This is a genomic window from Streptomyces sp. NPDC001137, from assembly GCF_040298885.1.
Lineage (GTDB): Bacteria > Actinomycetota > Actinomycetes > Streptomycetales > Streptomycetaceae > Streptomyces.
Genome location: NZ_JBEPBA010000004.1, coordinates 515,655 through 532,412 on the forward strand (window position 1 = coordinate 515,655; position 16,758 = coordinate 532,412).

Genomic DNA, 16,758 nt, shown 5'->3' on the forward strand with positions numbered 1-16,758 from the left:
GCACGAGAAAAGGCACACAGAGATGTCCGACCTGCCCGCTCTTCCCGTCACTTTCCGGCCGGGCCGCACCCGCGCCGTCCTGCTCACGTCCGGTGCGGTGATCTTCGCGGTGATCACGACCGTCGCGCTGCTCCTCGAGCAGCTCAGCCCCGGCGAGAAGCTCAGCTTCGTCTTCACCGGAGCGATCCTCTTCGGTGTCCTCGCGCTGCTCGCCCGGGTGAAGGTCGTCGCCGACGAGACAGGCGTCACGGTCGTCAACATCGCCAGCAGGCGGCACCTGGAGTGGGCCGAGATCCTCCATGTGAACCTGCGCCCCGGTGATCCCTGGGTATTCCTCAACCTCAGCGACGGTACGAGTCTGCCCGCGCTCGGCATCCAGCCGGGCATCGCCAAGGAGCGCGCCATCGCCGATGCGCGCACCCTGCGTGCACTCGCCGAGGCCCGCTCGACAAGGGATCTGCCGTAACGGCCCCTGTCTTGATTAATCTGTTGGCGGAGGCGTTTTCGTCGCGCCTCCGCCGCTGAAGTTCCCGCCGGGCTTCAGAGGCCCCCTGCTACCCGAGGAGTGACTCCCTCCAGCGATGGACGGATCGTCCTGTAGTACCTGCGCCGCCCCCTCACGACATATCGAGGCGGCGGCATCATGACCACCCCCCTGCTGCTCCTCGGAGCGGCCCTCCTGCTGATCCTGGCCAACGGCTTCTTCGTGGCCGCCGAGTTCGGCCTGGTCACGGTCGAGTCGACGGACGCCGAGAAGGCCGCCGCCGAAGGCGACAAACGGGCCCGAAGGGTCGCCGAGTCGCTCAGGGAGCTGTCCTTCCAGCTCTCCGGCACCCAGCTCGGCATCACCATCACCTCCCTCGTCGTCGGCATGCTCGCCGAGCCCGCACTCGCCGAGCTGCTGCACGGCCCGTTCACCGCGATCGGCATCCCCGAAGGCGCCGTCTCCGGTGTCGCGGTGGTCGTCGGCATGCTGCTGGCCTCCGCCGTGCAGATGGTGATCGGCGAGCTGGTGCCCAAGAACTGGGCGGTGTCCAAGCCGATGCAGGTCGCGCGCTTCGTCGCCGGCCCGCAGCACCGGTTCGCCCGGCTGTTCCGCCCGGTCATCGCCGCCCTGAACGCGGTGGCCAACCGGCTCGTCCGTGCCCTGGGCGTCGAGCCCGCCGAGGAGCTGGCCTCCGCCCGTACCCCCGGCGAACTGGTGTCCCTGGCCCGGCACTCCGCGCAGGCCGGCGCCCTGGAACAGGACACGGCAGACCTCTTCGTACGGACGCTGTCGCTCGCCGAGCTGACCGCGCAGCACGTCATGACCCCGCGGGTGAAGGTGAGCGCGCTGCAGTCGACGGCGACCGCCGAGGACGTGGTGAACCTGACCCGCGCCACCGGCCTGTCCCGCTTTCCCGTCTACAAGGAGCGGATCGACGAAATCGTCGGCATGGTCCATCTGAAGGACGCCCTGGCGGTCCCGGCGCACGAGCGTCTGCGCACCCCCGTCGGCCGCATCGCCCGTCCCGCGCTGCTCGTCCCCGAGACCCTGCCGGTTCAGCCGCTCCTCGCCCAGCTGCGCAGCGAGCAGCCCATCGCCGTCGTCGTCGACGAGTACGGCGGCACGGCGGGCGTCGTGACGCTGGAGGACATCGTCGAGGAGATCGTCGGCGAGGTCCGCGACGAGCACGACGGGCAGGACGTGCCCGAGCTCGCCGCCGCCCCGCCGGAGGACGGCAGGCCCGCCTGGGACGCCGACGGCAGCTGCCGCGTCGACATCCTGCAGCGCATAGGACTCGACGTGCCCGAGGGGCCGTACGAGACCGTCGCCGGACTGGTGGCCGATCGCCTCGGCCGCATCCCGGCCGTCGGCGACAAGGCCGAACTGCCCGGCTGGCGGCTCACCGTGCGCCGCGTCGGCCACTACCGCGCCGAGCGGGTCCGGCTGGTGCGGACCGGCCTGGTCGTGGAGGTCGCCCGATGAGCGTGCTCCAACTCCTGTTCGCCGGCCTGCTCGTGCTCGCCAACGGTTTCTTCGTCGGCGCCGAGTTCGCCCTCGTGTCCGTACGCCGCAGCCAGATCGAACCGCTCGGCACGGCCCGCGCCCGCCAGGTCCTCTACGGCCTGGAGCGGCTGCCGCAGATGATGGCCGCGGCCCAGTTCGGCATCACCGTCTGCTCGCTGACCCTGGGCGCGGTCGCCGAACCGACCGTCGCGCACCTGCTGGAACCGGTCTTCGAATGGATCCACCTCCCGGACGGGATGATCCACCCGCTGGGTTACGTCATCGCGCTCGCCGCCGTGGTCTTCTTCCACCTCGTCATCGGCGAGATGGTCCCGAAGAACCTCGCGATGGCGGCCCCGGAGAAGGCCGCACTGTGGCTCGCCCCGGGCCTGGTCGCCTTCGCCCGCCTGTGCAAGCCGATCACCGTCGCCCTCGGCGCCGTCGCCCAGGCGATCCTGCGGCTCTTCCGGGTCGAGCCCAAGGACGAGGTCGAGGCCGTCTTCACCAGCGAGCAGCTCAACCGCCTGGTGGAGGACTCCGGCCAGGCGGGCCTGCTCGACCCCGAGGAGCAGGAACGCCTCGAGGACGCCCTGGAACTGGGCTCCCGCCCGGTGACGGATGTGCTGCTGCGGCGTGAGTCCCTGGTGACGGTTCCTCCGTCGGTCACCCCGGGCCGCATCGTCGAACTCACCGCGCGCACCGGGTACTCCCGCTTCCCCATCGCCGCGGAGAACGGCGCCTTCATGGGCTATCTGCATGTGAAGGACGTACTGGACCTGGAGGACTCGGAGCGGGCGGTGCCGCAGCAGCTGTGGCGTCCGATGACGACACTGCGCTCCGAACTCCCCCTGGACGACGCCCTGACGGTGATGCGCCGCGCCGCCACCCATCTGGCCCAGGTGGCCGACGCCTCCGGCAAGGTCCTTGGCCTGGTGGCCCTGGAGGACGTACTGGAACTCCTGGTCGGCGAGGTCACGGACCCGGCCCACCGGGACGTGCCGGAGGTACGGGTGACGGAGCCACGGGCGAGCGGCGAGCCGGAACAGGCCCTGGCAGGTTAGCGCCGGGTCCCCGCGCCCCGAAAGGGGCGCGGGGCTGTGTCACTTTGCGGCTCCGCCGCGTGGGCGCGGCAAGCCACGACGCACCCGCAAGACATCAGACTCGACCGGGCCCGTGGGCGCAGCTCACATCGCCGAAGGGTCTTGCGGCCCCCGCCCCGACAGCACCTCTCCATACGCCTGCATCAGATCGGGCAACCGCAAGGTCGACAAGTCGTCCCGCGACAGAACCCCGGGATACGTGGACAGCCGCAGATCCCGATAAGCACAGCTCTTCTCATACAGCGTCCGCAAGAACCGCCCGTTCCCCAGCTCGTCGATCCAGCCCTGATCCACCACATGCCCGGCGATCGACCGCAGCTCGTCCAACGCCTCCTCGTCCCAGACGTCGCCGTTCTCGGCAGCCAGCACCTCACCGATAGAGGTGAGTTCGAGTGGCCGGTACGAGGGGAAGTCGACGCGGGTGGTGAAGCGGGACGACAGCCCGGGGTTGGCCGCCAGGAGGCGGTCCATGCCCTCCGGGTAGCCGGCCAGGATGACCACGAGGTGGTCGCGGTTGTCCTCGGCACGCTTCAGCAGCACCTGAAGCGCCTCGTCGCCGTACGCGTCCCCCTTGCCGTACCCGGAGTTGGACAGCGAGTAGGCCTCGTCGACGAACAGCACACCGCCGATCGCGGAGTCGATCAGTTCGTTGGCCTTCACGGCCGTCTGGCCCAGGTACTCGCCCACCAGGTCGGCCCGCTGTGCCTCGACGAGGTGGTCGCCGCCGAGCAGTCCGAGGGCGTAGAACACGCGGCCGAGGATGCGGGCGACCGTGGTCTTGCCGGTGCCGGAGGGGCCGGAGAAGACGAAGTGCCGTTTCGGCGGCTGGACCGGCAGGCCCTGGCCGGCGCGCAGCCGCGCCATGTTCAACTGCGCCGACAGTGCCTTGACCTGCCGCTTCACCGGCTCCAGGCCGACCATGCGCTCCAGCTCGGCGAGCGCCTCCTCGAGCAGTGCGGGGTCGGTGGGGCCTGCCGGCAGCGGGGACCCCGGCGGGCCGGCGGTCTTCTCGCGCACCGTCGGGTCGATCGACGACGGCAGCGGGGCCACCGGCGGGAGGTCGGACTCGGAGAGCCTCAGGTCCCGGCCCTCGGCGCCGAAGAGCGGGTCCAGGGTGTCGGGGCCCTCCAGGGCGTCCTGGCCGCCGGAGAGCGTGATCGCGGCGAGGTCGGTGGCCTCGTCGTACCCGTCGCCCTCTGCGATCGCCGCGAGCCGGGCCGAGGTGTCCATGAAGGCGGGGTCGACGCGGTGCACGGCCCGGTAGAGGGGGAGGGCGGCGGCCGAGCGGCCCGTGCCCTCGTGGGCGCGCGCCAGCCAGTAGCGCAGCTCCTTGCGCTGCGGCTGCTCGCTGCGGCAGCGCATCAGGGCCGCCGAGAGCAGCGGCTCGGCCTGTCCGTACATCTCCAGGCGGACCCGCGCCATGCCGCCGAACAGGCCCGCTTCGATACCGAGCAGGGCGTCGTCGATCAGCGGGTCGGTGTGGCGGACGAGCTGGTCCCAGTCCTTGACGAGATAGGCGCGGCAGGCATGCAGAAAGCGGACCTGCGGGTCGGTGTCCACGGGCGGCAGTCCGGCGAGCGCCCGGTCCAGCTCCGGCACATGGCGGCCGTCCAGCCAGTGGGAGGCGTGTGCGAGCAGCAGGTCGCGCGGGCTCTCCAGCACGGGCTGCACCCACCAGCCGAGCCAGTACCAGGAGTTGAGGGAGCGGCGGTGCCGTGCTCGCTGTTCGCCGAAGCGGTCGCGGTGCCGGAACATCCGTAACAGCGCGGTCGTCGTGTCGACGCGCAGCGCGTGCAGTCCGAGCCAGCCGTCGGCCATCCCGGGATCCATCCGCACCGCGGTCCGGAACTCCTCCTCCGCCTGTGGATAGGCGCCCATCGTGTAGGCGTCCACACCTCGCAGCCAGGCGAGGTCGGCCGGGGCCTCGGGGCCCTGCGTGCCGAAATCCATCACGTCCCCCACAAACCGTGCCCCCGTCGGTTGACCGCCGGACCGATGCCCGCCGGCCGCCTTGATCGAACCGCCGTGCCGCGGACCGGAGTTGCGGTGCGCGCAGCCGTCCATCAGGTCGCACCGAGGGCATCGTACCTGCGGGGGTGTCGCCCGCCGAAGGGTGCCGCACGGGCCGTTTGGCGAGGTGGGAGCAGACGGGGCGCACTTCGGACGGTAACGGTGTGTGAGCGAAATGTGCCGCGGAGCGTCCGGAAAACGGGGTGTGGGCAGAACGAAGCCCCCGATCACGGGGGAACAACCGGGGGCTTCGCGAAGGTGGGCGGCTTCGAATGGCCGCACATTGAGAACGTAAGTCCTGTACGGCCCCTCGGTCAAGCGGAGTTGAGGCACTCCGGGAAGTTCCCCGGCGGGCGTCTTCACAAGTTCAGCACACTGCCGATGGCCCGTCACCGTGCGTGAGTGTCTGGTCCGGTCCAATGGTCTTCACCGGTCCCGGCAGCACCTCGTACCCCTTCTCCGACTGCCGTATCAAAAGGTCGGCGAACGGTCGCGAGGGGTCCTCGGCGAAGTGTCGTCGCTCCGCCCTGACCCAATCGGCCCAGAACTCCCGCTGCTCCTCTCCGTCCCGCTGCCGTCCGCGCGTCCAGGACTCCTCGTGCGGCAACTCCATCCACAGGAGCGCCGCGAGGTGCGGGCGCAGTGCGCGGCGGCCCGCTCCGACGCCCTCGACGAGGACCACCGGGGCGGGCGGCAGTGTGCGGGGCGGTCCGAAGCGGCGCAGATGCCAGTCGTAGGGGGCGTAGTGGGCGCTCTCGCCGCGGCTGAGTGGTTCGATCACCTGGGCCAGCAGCCGTCCGGTCCACTCGAACAGCTCGTCGTGACTGGCGATGTCGTCGAGGTGCAGCACGGGCGCCCCGTCCAGGGCACGGGACAACCGCCCGGCGAACGTGGACTTTCCCGAGCCGGCATGTCCGTCGATGCCGATCAGGCGGACCGGGCCGCAGGACGGGGGCAGTCGGCGGAGCCGGGAGGCGAGGTCGTGAATGGTCGTTCCTTGGCCGGTCGGAGAGTTGGGCATATTCGACGGGAACATTCTAGTGGTGGGCGAAATAGGGGCGAATGGGTGGGACGAAAAATAGTGCCACATTGAACCAGTCGTTGGCTGGCTGTGAGCCAGTGTTAATCCGGGACCGAAACCCGGGCCGCCATCTCGAAAACCGCGTTCCGGTTGCGCTCGTCGCTGAGTAAGGTGCTGAGTGCACAACTGCGAGGCGTCTAACGGGGAGACAGGAGCAGATGGCCGCTGGGTTATTCGAGGGGCAGTATGTGTGGCATCCGGCGGCCGACGACCGCTTGCTCGCGAGCGTATGCGTCGACGTACGCGCCGGCCGATACCGGAGCGCCCATGACGCCCTCGCCGAAACACGCGGCGACTTCGGTCTGCGCGCCCACCGCTCCCTGGTCCTCGCCTCCGAGGCCGCCGACTCCGACCTCGCCGAGCGCTGGCTGGCCGAGGAGCCGAGCCCCGAGGCGGCGCTGCTGTGGGCGCGGGTGGCGGTGCTGCGGGCGGTGCGCGCCGCCGACGCGAGGGACGATCGGGCCGAGGCCCTGGAGCGGATCGCGCTGACCGCCTGCGACCGGGCGGCGGCGATGAACCCGGCCGATCCCACGCCCTGGGCGGCCCGGCTGGCCATGGCCCGGCTGCACCGGCTGACCGACCCCGCCCCACGCGGGCTGCTCACCGCGCCGCCCGGCCCCTGGCGGCTGTTCGCGCACGTCCTGTCCCTCGACCCATGGCACCGCGAGGCCCACCACCGCTTCCTGGCATGCTTCTTCACCCGCCACGGCGGCTCCGTGAACGCGGCCTGGGACGTCGCCGCCTTCCTCGGTCAGCGCGCACCCGCCGACTCCCCGCTGCGGCTGCTGCCCCTCGTCGCCCTCGTCGAGAGCTACAACCCGACCCAGCTGCTCGCCGACCGGGTCTGGGAGCAGCCGCAGTGGCGCTCCACCGCCCTGGCGATCTACCAGAACTGGCTGCCCACGATGCCGGGTTACCGCTTCACCCCGGTGCTCGACCTGGCCTACCTGGCGCACGCGCTGGTCATGGGCAAGCGCGAGTTCGAGGCCCGCGCGGTCTTCGCGGCGATGGGGCCGTACGCCTCCCGTATGCCCTGGTCCGCCTTCGGGGAGCCGGCCGACCAGCTGTCCCGCGCCCGCCGCGCCTGCGGCCTCCCCGTCCCCCCGTAGACCCCCCGCAGAGAGAAAGGCCGAACTGTGCCGGAACGGATATCGGACGACGACGCCGTACTTCATGAGATGGGCTACCCGAGAAAACTCACCCGTCGCTTTCAGGCGTTCGACAATTTCGCCATCTCATTCACCATCATCAACATCATTTCGGGAATCTTCTCCAGCTTCGGGTTCGGGCTGAATGCCGGAGGCCCCCGCATTCTCGTCTTCGGCTGGATCGGCGTCTCCGTCATGGTGCTCTTCGTCGGTCTCGCCATGGCGGAAGTCGCCTCCGCCTATCCGACGAGCGGCGCCCTGTATTTCTCCGCCGGGAAACTCGCCAGACGGCACAAGGGGGCCTGGTCCTGGTACACCGGCTGGCTGAACTTCGTGGGCCAGATCGGCGGCACCGCCGCCACCGGCTACGCCGCCGCCACCTTCATCCAGGCCTTCTTCGCCCTGCAGTGGCCCTCCTATGTGCCGACCACCCACCAGACGGTGCTGATCACGGCACTGCTCATCGTGCTGCAAGGGCTGGCCAACACCTACACCGTCCAGCTGGTCGCGCTGCTCAACCGGATCTCCGTGTGGTGGCTGCTGATCGGTCTCGTGGTGATCGTGGGCGCCCTGATCGTCGGACCCGACCGGCACCAGTCGGCCTCGTTCGTCACGCATTTCGCGAACAACACCGGTTTCACGAACGGGCTTTACGGCGGGATGCTCGGCCTGCTCGTGACCAGCTGGACCTTCACCGGCTTCGACGGCAGCTTCCACATGTCCGAGGAAACGGTGCGGGCCACGGTCAACGCGCCGAAGGGGATCACGCGTGCGATCGGCTACTCCGCGATCACCGGTCTGATCCTGATGCTCGCACTGGTCTACAGCATTCACGACTACGACCATGTGGCGAGCGCATCCGCCCCGCCCGTCCAGATACTCATCGACGGTCTCGGCCTGACCGCCGCCAAGGTGCTCCTGCTGATCGTGATCGGCGCGATGCTCTTCTGTGGTCTCGCCAATCTCACCAGCAACACCCGGCAGATCTTCGCCTTCTCCCGCGACGGCGCCATGCCCGGCTCCCGGCTGTGGCACTCGGTCTCGCCGCGCACCCGTACCCCCGTCAAGGCCGTCTGGCTCGCGGTCGCCTGCTCGCTGGCGCTCGTCCTGCCCGGCTGGTGGTCGCACACGGCGTTCACCGCCATCGTCAGCGTCAACGTCGTCGGGCTCTTCCTCGCCTACGCCGTGCCGATCCTGCTCCGGCTGAGCCTCGGCGACGAGTTCCAGCGGGGGCCGTGGCACCTGGGCCGCTGGAGCACGCCCGTCGGGGTGATCGCGGTGGCCTGGATCCTGCTCAGCAGCGTGCTGTTCATGCTCCCGCAGGCCTCGCCGATCACCGTCGACTCCTTCAACTACGCGCCGATCGCCCTCGCCGTCGTCCTGGTCGTCGCCACCGTCTGGTGGTTCGCCACCGCCCGCAGCCGCTTCCAGGGGCCGGTCAGCTACGGCCGCCCCGACGAGGTCGCGGCGATGGACCTGATCTGAGCCCCGGGCCCGGCGCGCGCCCCTGTGCGCCGGGACGGACGGACCGGCAGGTCATGCCAGTGGTCAGGACCAATATTGGTGGGCGTGGCATGGCCCGAAGTGCTGGCAGGAGGTGCCCCCTGCGGCCATAGTTGGCGCACGAACCGCGCATTTGGACCTGCCCGACTCGGAGACCCGGGGGTCGTTCCACCCATGAGCAGAGCCGAACAGCCGTCCCGCAGAACCGTCCTCGCCGCCGCGGTGGCCGCCGCGGTGGTGGGCCCCGCCGTCACCGCCGACGTGGCCGACGCCGAGGAGTCCGCCGTGATCCCGAACCGCCCCCACTCCGCGGGGCCTTCCACGGTCGACTACCGCTCCTGGACCTCCTACCAGGACTGGCGCGCCGGCGCCGCGCACGGCACTCGTGCCGTCGCGGGTGCCCGCCCCGGCGTGGTGATCGCCGCCCCGGCCGGCACCACCGACTACACCGACCCGCACACCGGCAAGACCGCCACCTGGGAGTACGCGACCTGGACGTCCCCCGTCCACCGGCTCCGCGTCCCGGCCACCGAGGCGATCGCCTCCTGGAACGCGCACACCCCGGCCGGCACCTGGCTCCAGGCCGAGCTGCACGGCACGTACTCCGACGGCACGCGGACCCCCTGGTACGTGATGGGCCGCTGGGCGGCCGGCGACCAGGACATCAAGCGGACCTCGGTGGACGACCAGAAGGACGGCAAGAGCGCCGTCTGGACGGACACCTTCGCCATCGACGACGCCTCGACCGGCCTGCGTCTGATCTCGTACCGCCTCCGTCTCACCCTCTACCGCAAGTCCGGCACCAAGCTCACCCCCACCGTGTGGCGGCTCGGTGCGATGGGCTCGGACATCCCCGACCGCTTCACCGTCCCGGCCTCCACGCCCGGCCTCGCAAAGGAACTGATCGTCCCGCGCTACTCGCAGGAGATCCACAAGGGCCAGTACCCCGAGTACGACAACGGCGGCGAGGCCTGGTGCAGCCCCACCTCCTCGCAGATGATCATCGAGTACTGGGGAGGCAGGCTCACCCGCGAGCAACTGGCCTGGGTGGACCCGAGCTACGCCGACCCCCAGGTCGACCACGCGGCCCGCTTCACCTACGACTACCAGTACCAGGGCTGCGGCAACTGGCCGTTCAACGCCGCCTACGCGGCCACGTACAAGGATCTTCAGGGCGTGGTCACCCGGCTCGGCTCGCTCACCGACCTGGAGACACTGATCGCGGCCGGCATCCCGGCCATAACGTCCCAGTCGTTCCTCAAGGAGGAGCTGACGGGGGCGGGTTACGGCACCGCGGGACACCTGATGACCGTCATCGGCTTCACCGCCGACGGCGATGTGATCGCCAACGATCCGTTCTCGCCGAGCGACGACGCGGTACGCCGTGTCTACAAGCGGCGCGAATTTGAGAACATCTGGCTCAGGACCAAGCGGTACAACGCCTCCGGCAAGGTCGTCTCCGGCACCGGCGGCGTCTGCTACCTGTACTTCCCGGCGCGGCCCACGCCCCGCCGGCGCAAGGCGCTCGCGAGGGTCGGCGTCCGCTGAACGCCAGGCGGAAGGCCCGGGGCCGGGACCTTCCGCCTGTGACCGACGTCTCCGCCGCAAAAGCCCCTCCCGATGGCAAGGTGGACAGAAGCCCTGGGGGAGTCCACCGCCCGCCCGATCTCAGCGAGACGCCATGACCGCACATTCCGCCACCGCCGCCCGCACCCGCACCGGCGGCCCGGAGAACGACGGCCCGAAGCTCCTCGAGCACGTCATGGGCTGGACCCTCGTCATGGTCGTCGCGATGCTCGTCACCCAGCTCGGCCTGCTGTGATCTGACCCAAGCAGAGCCCCGCTCTTCCCGGCGGCCACACGTCGAATGGACTCGAACGAGTGGACGTTGTCGTTCTGACATACTGCGGATGTCCCGCAGCCTGCCCGAGACCAGGGTCGAAATTGAAGATCAGCGAACAGAGCGACGCCACCCGGCCCCGGGCGCGCGGCACCGAGCGCTCGCTGGCGCGCCGAGCCGAACTCATCGCCATCGGGCGGAAGTTGTTCGCCGACACGTCGTACGACGCGCTCTCGATGGACGACATCGCACGGCAGGCGCATGTCGCCAAGGGGCTGATCTACTACTACTTCCAGTCCAAGCGCGGCTACTACCTGGCGATCATCAACGATTCGGTCGCCGACCTGGTCACCTTCGCGGCGAGCGAGATCGAACTGGAGCAACTGGACCGCGTCCATCGCACGATGGAGGGCTATCTGCGCTATGCCGAGCACAACCAGGCCGCCTTCCGTGCAGTCGTCAGCGGCGGCGTCGGCTTCGACGCCGAGGTGCACGCCATCCGCGACGGTGTGCGTGAGGCGATAGTCGCGACCGTCGCCGAAGGGGCGTACGGCCGCACGGACATCGCCCCGCTGGCCCGGATGGGCCTGTTCGCCTGGGTGTGCGGAGTGGAGGGCGCCACCCTCGACTGGATCGACCGGCCCCGGCTGTCCCGCGAACAGATGCGCGAACTCCTGGTCAAGCAGCTCGGCGGGGCCATGCGCGCCATCGAGGAACTGGACCCCGCCTACCCCGCTCCGGCCCCGGCCCGCCGGGACGCCTGAGCGAGGAGCGCAGGCTCGCGCACGCCCGTACCTGCTGGTTCTTCTACGCCGCCTCGTCGCGCCGAGGCCCAGGCGCGACCCGTCACGTTCCGCCGCGCATCGCGTGCGGCGAGTGTCCGGGATATTCTTGAAGTGAGCGGTCGTTAACTGGTGACGGGATGCCGGCAATCGGGCATACTCACAGCGCACAGCCGCTGGTCAGCAGCTTCCGAGACCCGGGAGAGCAGAGCATCGGCCGGCCCCAGTCAGACCCGGCGGAGCCGCCCACACCCAAGGCGCACGTCGGCCGATGTGCCCGAACAGGGAGGAGAGCGTCGCCATGCCCGACCGCGCCCCGCAGCCGGTGGACCGTCAACTGCCCACGGACGAGGCCCGGGATCTGATCTCGCTCGTCCGTGACATCGCCCAGCGCGAGATCGCCCCGAAGGCGGCCGAGGAGGAGGACGCCGGACGCTTCCCGCGCGAGGTCTTCACACTGCTGTCGGAGTCGGGACTGCTCGGCCTGCCGTACGACTCCGAGTACGGCGGCGGCGACCAGCCCTACGAGGTCTATCTCCAGGTCCTCGAGGAGCTCGCCGCGGCCCGCCTCACCGTCGGCCTCGGCGTCAGCGTGCACACGCTCGCCTGCTATGCGCTCGCCGCCTACGGCACCAAGGAACAGCAGGTCGAGCACCTGCCCGCGATGCTGGGCGGCGGCCTGCTGGGCGCCTACTGCCTGTCCGAGCCGTCGTCCGGCTCCGATGCCGCCTCTCTTCGTACGAAGGCGGTGGGCGAAGGCGACCACTGGGTGATCAACGGCACGAAGGCCTGGATCACGCACGGCGGGATCGCCGACTTCTACACGGTCATGGCCCGCACGGGGGAGGAGGGGCCGCGCGGCATCACCGCCTTCCTGGTCCCGGGTGACGCCGAGGGGCTGAGCGGCGCGATGCCCGAGAAGAAGATGGGGATGAAGGGCTCACCCACCGCGCAGGTCCACCTCGACGGTGTGCGGGTGGCGGACGAGCGGCGCATCGGCGAGGAGGGGCAGGGCTTCGCGATCGCCCTGTCCGCGCTCGACTCCGGCCGGCTCGGCATCGCCGCCTGTGCGATCGGCCTCGCCCAGGCGGCGCTGGACGAGGCGGTCGCGTACGCCACCGGGCGGCAGCAGTTCGGGCGGCCCATCGCCGACTTCCAGGGGCTGCGCTTCATGCTCGCCGACATGGCGACCCAGATCGAGGCGGGCCGGGCCCTGTATCTGGCGGCGGCACGGCTGCGCGACGCGGGGCGGCCGTTCGCCAAGCAGGCGGCCATGGCCAAGCTGCACTGCACGGACACCGCGATGAAGGTGACCACGGACGCCGTCCAGGTCCTCGGCGGTTACGGCTACACCGCGGACTTCCCGGTGGAGCGCTATATGCGCGAGGCCAAGGTGCTGCAGATCGTCGAGGGCACCAACCAGATCCAGCGCATGGTCATCGCCCGTCACCTTGCGGGTCCTGAAACGCGCTGAACTGGCCTCGGGTGACCTGCGGGGCCGCCAGCCTGATCCACTCCGGATCGTGGCGGCCCGGCAGGGTGCGGCCCCGGTCGGCCCAGGCGCGCATCAGAGCGCGGTAGATCGGCGGATCCTGCAGGTGCGGCGGCACCGGCGCGGCCGTTCCTGCGGGCGGCGGAACGAACACGCGGCGCTGACGCCCGATCACGGAATAGGTGGGGGTCATACCAGGGCAACGCGGAGGTAGGCGGACAGGTCACCCATCCGCGGAATCGAGCGTGAGTTCCCGGACGTCCGGCTCCGGGCTCTGGCCTCCGCCAGCTGTCTGACGTACCGTCAGCCCAGCCGTCTCCAGGGAGGTTTGGCGTGGCCGACGACCGCCCCGTACCGCTCGACGAGTACCCCGTGCACCAGGTCCCGCTATCCATGAAGCACGTGGCCACCGGGGACCGGAACGCCTACGACCGCTGCATCTTCCACGTCTTCGACCACGAGGGGCGCGCCCTGCTCATCGTGGGCCTCGGCGTCTACCCCAACCTCGGTGTGATCGACGCTTACGCGACCCTGCGGACCGGAGACGCCCTGCACGCGGTGCGCGCCTCCGACGCCCTCGGCGAGGACCGCATGCGGCTCGCCGTCGGTCCGCTCAGGATCGAGGTCGAGGAGCCGCTGCGGCGGCTGCGGCTGACGGCCGACGACGACCTGTTGTCGTACGACCTCACCTGGACCGCCGGCTTCCCCGCCCTGTGGGAACCCCACCACCTCCAGCGCCGCGGAGACCGGCTCACCCTCGAAGGGCGCCGCTTCGTCCAGGCGGGCGGCGTGAAGGGCGTGATCCGCGCCGCGGGTGAGGAGTTCCGGGTCACCGCCGGCGGGTGGACCGGCACCCGCGACCGCAGCTGGGGCGTGCGGCCCATACCGGGGGAGGAGGGCGGCCGACTGGCGGAGGAGCACCCCACCGAGGGTTTCCACTGGCTGTGGTGCCCGGTGCGCTTCGAGGACCGCTTCCTCATGGTCGTCGTCCAGGAGGACGCCGACGGCTACCGCTCCCTGAACGACGCCACCCTGGTGCGCCCCGGCCACCGCGACCGCCAACTCGGCTGGCCCCAGCCGGAGATCACGTACCGCTCCGGCACCCGCCACCCCGACCGCGCCCTCATTCACCTCGGAGACCTGCGCAAACCGCAGGAGCTGGAGGTCGAGATCCTCACCTCCTCGCCGCTCGCGATCGGCGCCGGCTACCCGCCCGCCGACGACTGGCAGCACGGCACCTGGCGCGGCCGCGGCTGGACGGACCGCCGTACCTACGACCTGACGCAGCCGCACGCCCTGGCCGCCTACGGGGTCACCGACCATGCCGCCCGTTTCCGGCTGGACGGCCGGATCGGCCACGGCATCTTCGAGCACGGCTCGTTCGGGCGGCACGATCCGAGCGGGTTCACGGACTTCACTTCGGTCGCACCGTAGGCGGTATCCGACATGGCACCCACTACGCCCCGCCCCCGCACCACCACCCGGGACCCGGAGGAGCTCGCCCGCCGCCTCACCGCCTGGCTCTCCACCCGTCTGCCCGGCGCCAAGGCGGCCGGCGTCGCCGTCCCCGAGTCCAACGGCATGTCCAGCGAGACCCTGCTCTTCGACATCGAGCACCCCGAACCACCGGTGCGCCGCTGCGCGTTGAGACTCGCGGCGGACCCGGCGGCGTACACCGTCTTCCCGGTGTACGACATGCCGCGCCAGTACCGCACGATGCGCGTCGTGGCGGAGCACTCGGACCTGCCCGTGCCGAAGGTGCTGTGGCTGGAGGAGGACCCCGGGCCGCTCGGGGCGCCCTTCTTCGTGATGGAGCGCGTCGAGGGACGTGTGCCGCCCGACGTCATGCCCTACACCTACGAGGGCAACTGGCTGCACGCGGCGAGCGACGCCGAGCGCGAGCACCTGGAGGCTGCCTCCATCGGACTGCTGGCCCGACTGCACGACCAAGTGCCGCCGGAGGCCTCCGAGTTCCTCGCGCTCCCCGGCGAGGGCGACGCCCTGCGCCGCCATGTGACCGCCCAACGCGCCTACTACGACTGGGTCGTCGACGGCCGCCCCCGCTCACCGCTCATCGAGGCCGCGTTCGACCGGCTGGAGGAACTCTGGCCGGGCGATCCGGGCACACCGGTGCTCAACTGGGGCGACGCACGCATCGGGAACGTCGTCTACGACGGGTTCGAGCCCGCCGCCGTCCTCGACTGGGAGATGGCCGCCCTGGCCCCGCGCGAGGTCGACCTCGGCTGGACCGTCTATCTGCACCGCTTCTTCCAGGACCTCACGGTCGCCTTCGGCCAGCGCGGTCTGCCGGACTTCCTGCGCCGCGACCGCATCGAGGCCCGCTATGCCGAACTCACCGGCCACACACCGCGCGACATGGACTTCCACACCCTGTACGCCGCGCTGCGGCACGCGATCGTCATGCTGCGGGTCGCCTACCGGCAGGTGCACTTCGGGGAGGCGGCCGTTCCGGCGGATCCGGACACACTGATCCTGCACCACGGCAGCCTGCGGGCCATGGTGCAGGGCAGCTACTGGAATTGAGCGAGGCGGTTCAGGCGGCCTGGCGGCGCATCGCCGGCACGCGCATCGGGCGCGAGCCCGGGCCACCGACGTGCGAGAACGGCTGCGTCCGCCAGTCGAGGCCCTGAGGGAGCGTCAACAGGAGGGCGGTGTCCTGCTCCTGGGGCTCGGCGGACTCGTCCGCGGAGCGGGCCTCGGTCGCCCCGCGGCCGGTGCCGGGGCAGACCGTGAGGCCGAACGGGTTCCACGGCGAGGCGCACAGCGCGTGCTCCGGCAGGACCTGCTCGTCCGCCAGCAGGGCGATGGGCTGCGCGCAGTCCGGGCAGATCACCCGGTACATCTCGAAGGTGTCGTACGCGTCGAGTTCGTCCTCGAAGGCGTCGGGTTCGACGCCCTCCGGCTCGGGCTCGACGACGGCCTGGAGCCGCTTGGGTGCGGTACGACCAGGGCGCTTAAGACTCTGCATGGGTTCTCCCCCTCGGGCTGGGCCGTTCGGGCACTGCGGCCTCGACCACAGCAAGCACTTCCCGCCCCGTCTCGGCGGTAATCACGGGAGCATCACGGAGACGTCTCGACGGCTGTGTCCTTCGTCACATGCCGCCCGCAGGTGCCCGGGGGCGGACGTTTTGTCCCTCGGACGGCTCACGGAGGGCTCACAGACAGCTCTCGGGCACATCACAAAGCGGGTATGACCTGGACTGCTCAGGTATCCGAGGAGATCAAGCGCACTGTAGGTTCTTGCGTCATGGAGGAGCTGGACCGTCAAATCGTGCAGCTGCTCGTCAAGGACGGGCGGATGAGCTACACAGACCTGGGCAAGGCCACGGGGCTGTCCACGTCGGCCGTGCACCAGCGGGTGCGCCGGCTGGAACAGCGTGGCGTCATCCGCGGCTATGCCGCGGTGGTCGACCCCGAGGCCGTCGGGCTGCCCATGACCGCGTTCATCTCGGTCAAACCCTTCGACCCCAGCGCCCCCGACGACATCTCGGACCGCCTGGCCGGGGTCCCGGAGATCGAGGCCTGCCACAGTGTCGCGGGCGACGAGAACTACATCCTCAAGGTGCGGGTGGCCACGCCGCACGAGCTGGAGGAGCTGCTGGCGCGCCTGCGCACGCTGGCGGGTGTCTCGACGCGTACGACGGTGGTCCTTTCCACGCCGTACGAGGCGCGGCCGCCGCGCATCTGAGGCCGGGACGGCGGCAGACCGCTGCTTCCGCTGCGGCGCAACGGGTGGGCACAGCCGACAGCGCCGGGCGCCGTCTCCGCCCGGCCCCAGGTGCGGCGCCGGT

16 protein-coding genes are annotated in these 16,758 nt (G+C 70.6%); 12 read left to right on the forward strand and 4 right to left on the reverse strand.

Annotated elements, in window-relative coordinates; all coding sequences use genetic code 11:
* Positions 1–22 precede the first annotated feature (22 nt).
* The 3 genes from ABT254_RS10950 to ABT254_RS10960 all read left to right on the forward strand — a co-directional run bounded on the left by ABT254_RS10950 (position 23) and on the right by ABT254_RS10960 (position 3,051).
* A complete protein-coding gene (locus ABT254_RS10950) occupies positions 23–466 on the forward strand; it encodes a PH domain-containing protein (protein WP_099927410.1) in 444 nt (147 codons plus the stop codon).
* A 177-nt stretch (positions 467–643) separates the two neighbouring features.
* The gene (locus tag ABT254_RS10955; protein WP_351466748.1) at positions 644–1,969 is read left to right on the forward strand and encodes a hemolysin family protein; all 1,326 of its coding nucleotides are present in this window, start codon (positions 644–646) and stop codon (positions 1,967–1,969) included.
* On the forward strand, positions 1,966–3,051 hold the full coding sequence (locus ABT254_RS10960) for a hemolysin family protein (protein ID WP_351466751.1): 1,086 nt from the start codon (positions 1,966–1,968) through the stop codon (positions 3,049–3,051). The genes ABT254_RS10955 and ABT254_RS10960 overlap by 4 nt, the downstream gene beginning before the upstream one ends.
* Positions 3,052–3,174: 123 nt before the next feature.
* Here the strand turns inward: ABT254_RS10960 and ABT254_RS10965 are convergent, their stop codons facing one another.
* The gene (locus ABT254_RS10965; RefSeq protein WP_351466754.1) at positions 3,175–5,040 is read right to left on the reverse strand and encodes an AAA family ATPase; all 1,866 of its coding nucleotides are present in this window, start codon (positions 5,038–5,040) and stop codon (positions 3,175–3,177) included.
* Between the two features lie 427 nt (positions 5,041–5,467).
* Positions 5,468–6,121, reverse strand: coding sequence for a uridine kinase family protein (locus ABT254_RS10970; protein WP_351466755.1), 654 nt, complete (start codon positions 6,119–6,121; stop codon positions 5,468–5,470).
* A gap of 218 nt (positions 6,122–6,339) precedes the next feature.
* On the opposite strand from ABT254_RS10970, the gene ABT254_RS10975 reads away from it, so the two are divergent.
* From ABT254_RS10975 to ABT254_RS11000, 6 genes are all read left to right on the forward strand, one after another.
* The gene (locus ABT254_RS10975; protein WP_351466758.1) at positions 6,340–7,290 is read left to right on the forward strand and encodes a hypothetical protein; all 951 of its coding nucleotides are present in this window, start codon (positions 6,340–6,342) and stop codon (positions 7,288–7,290) included.
* Between the two features lie 69 nt (positions 7,291–7,359).
* Positions 7,360–8,814, forward strand: a complete 1,455-nt coding sequence (locus ABT254_RS10980; protein ID WP_351466761.1) for an amino acid permease — start codon at positions 7,360–7,362, stop codon at positions 8,812–8,814.
* 192 nt (positions 8,815–9,006) lie between these two features.
* Positions 9,007–10,380 carry a C39 family peptidase gene (locus ABT254_RS10985; protein ID WP_351466764.1) on the forward strand — a complete coding sequence of 458 codons (1,374 nt, stop codon included), beginning with the start codon at positions 9,007–9,009 and terminating at the stop codon, positions 10,378–10,380.
* Between the two features lie 133 nt (positions 10,381–10,513).
* A complete protein-coding gene (locus ABT254_RS10990; RefSeq protein ID WP_351466766.1) occupies positions 10,514–10,654 on the forward strand; it encodes an SCO1431 family membrane protein in 141 nt (46 codons plus the stop codon).
* 122 nt (positions 10,655–10,776) lie between these two features.
* Positions 10,777–11,436 carry a TetR/AcrR family transcriptional regulator gene (locus ABT254_RS10995; protein ID WP_351466769.1) on the forward strand — a complete coding sequence of 220 codons (660 nt, stop codon included), beginning with the start codon at positions 10,777–10,779 and terminating at the stop codon, positions 11,434–11,436.
* 319 nt (positions 11,437–11,755) lie between these two features.
* Positions 11,756–12,928, forward strand: a complete 1,173-nt coding sequence (locus ABT254_RS11000; protein ID WP_351466772.1) for an acyl-CoA dehydrogenase family protein — start codon at positions 11,756–11,758, stop codon at positions 12,926–12,928.
* Here ABT254_RS11000 and ABT254_RS11005 read toward each other — a convergent pair.
* On the reverse strand, positions 12,891–13,139 hold the full coding sequence (locus tag ABT254_RS11005; protein WP_351466775.1) for a hypothetical protein: 249 nt from the start codon (positions 13,137–13,139) through the stop codon (positions 12,891–12,893). The two genes, ABT254_RS11000 and ABT254_RS11005, sit on opposite strands and share 38 nt — an antisense overlap.
* 140 nt (positions 13,140–13,279) lie before the next feature.
* Between ABT254_RS11005 and ABT254_RS11010 the strand changes: the two genes are divergently transcribed.
* Together ABT254_RS11010 and ABT254_RS11015 are read left to right on the forward strand one after the other, a co-directional pair.
* Positions 13,280–14,380, forward strand: a complete 1,101-nt coding sequence (locus tag ABT254_RS11010; RefSeq protein ID WP_351466778.1) for an Rv3169 family protein — start codon at positions 13,280–13,282, stop codon at positions 14,378–14,380.
* 12 nt (positions 14,381–14,392) lie between these two features.
* Positions 14,393–15,490: a phosphotransferase family protein gene (locus ABT254_RS11015; protein ID WP_351466781.1), complete on the forward strand. Its 1,098-nt coding sequence runs from the start codon at positions 14,393–14,395 to the stop codon at positions 15,488–15,490.
* 10 nt (positions 15,491–15,500) lie between these two features.
* Here the strand turns inward: ABT254_RS11015 and ABT254_RS11020 are convergent, their stop codons facing one another.
* Positions 15,501–15,935: a hypothetical protein gene (locus ABT254_RS11020; RefSeq protein WP_351466784.1), complete on the reverse strand. Its 435-nt coding sequence runs from the start codon at positions 15,933–15,935 to the stop codon at positions 15,501–15,503.
* A 279-nt stretch (positions 15,936–16,214) separates the two neighbouring features.
* Here ABT254_RS11020 and ABT254_RS11025 point away from each other — a divergent pair, with 279 nt between their 5' ends.
* Positions 16,215–16,655, forward strand: a complete 441-nt coding sequence (locus tag ABT254_RS11025; RefSeq protein WP_030946711.1) for an Lrp/AsnC family transcriptional regulator — start codon at positions 16,215–16,217, stop codon at positions 16,653–16,655.
* Positions 16,656–16,758 lie beyond the last annotated feature (103 nt).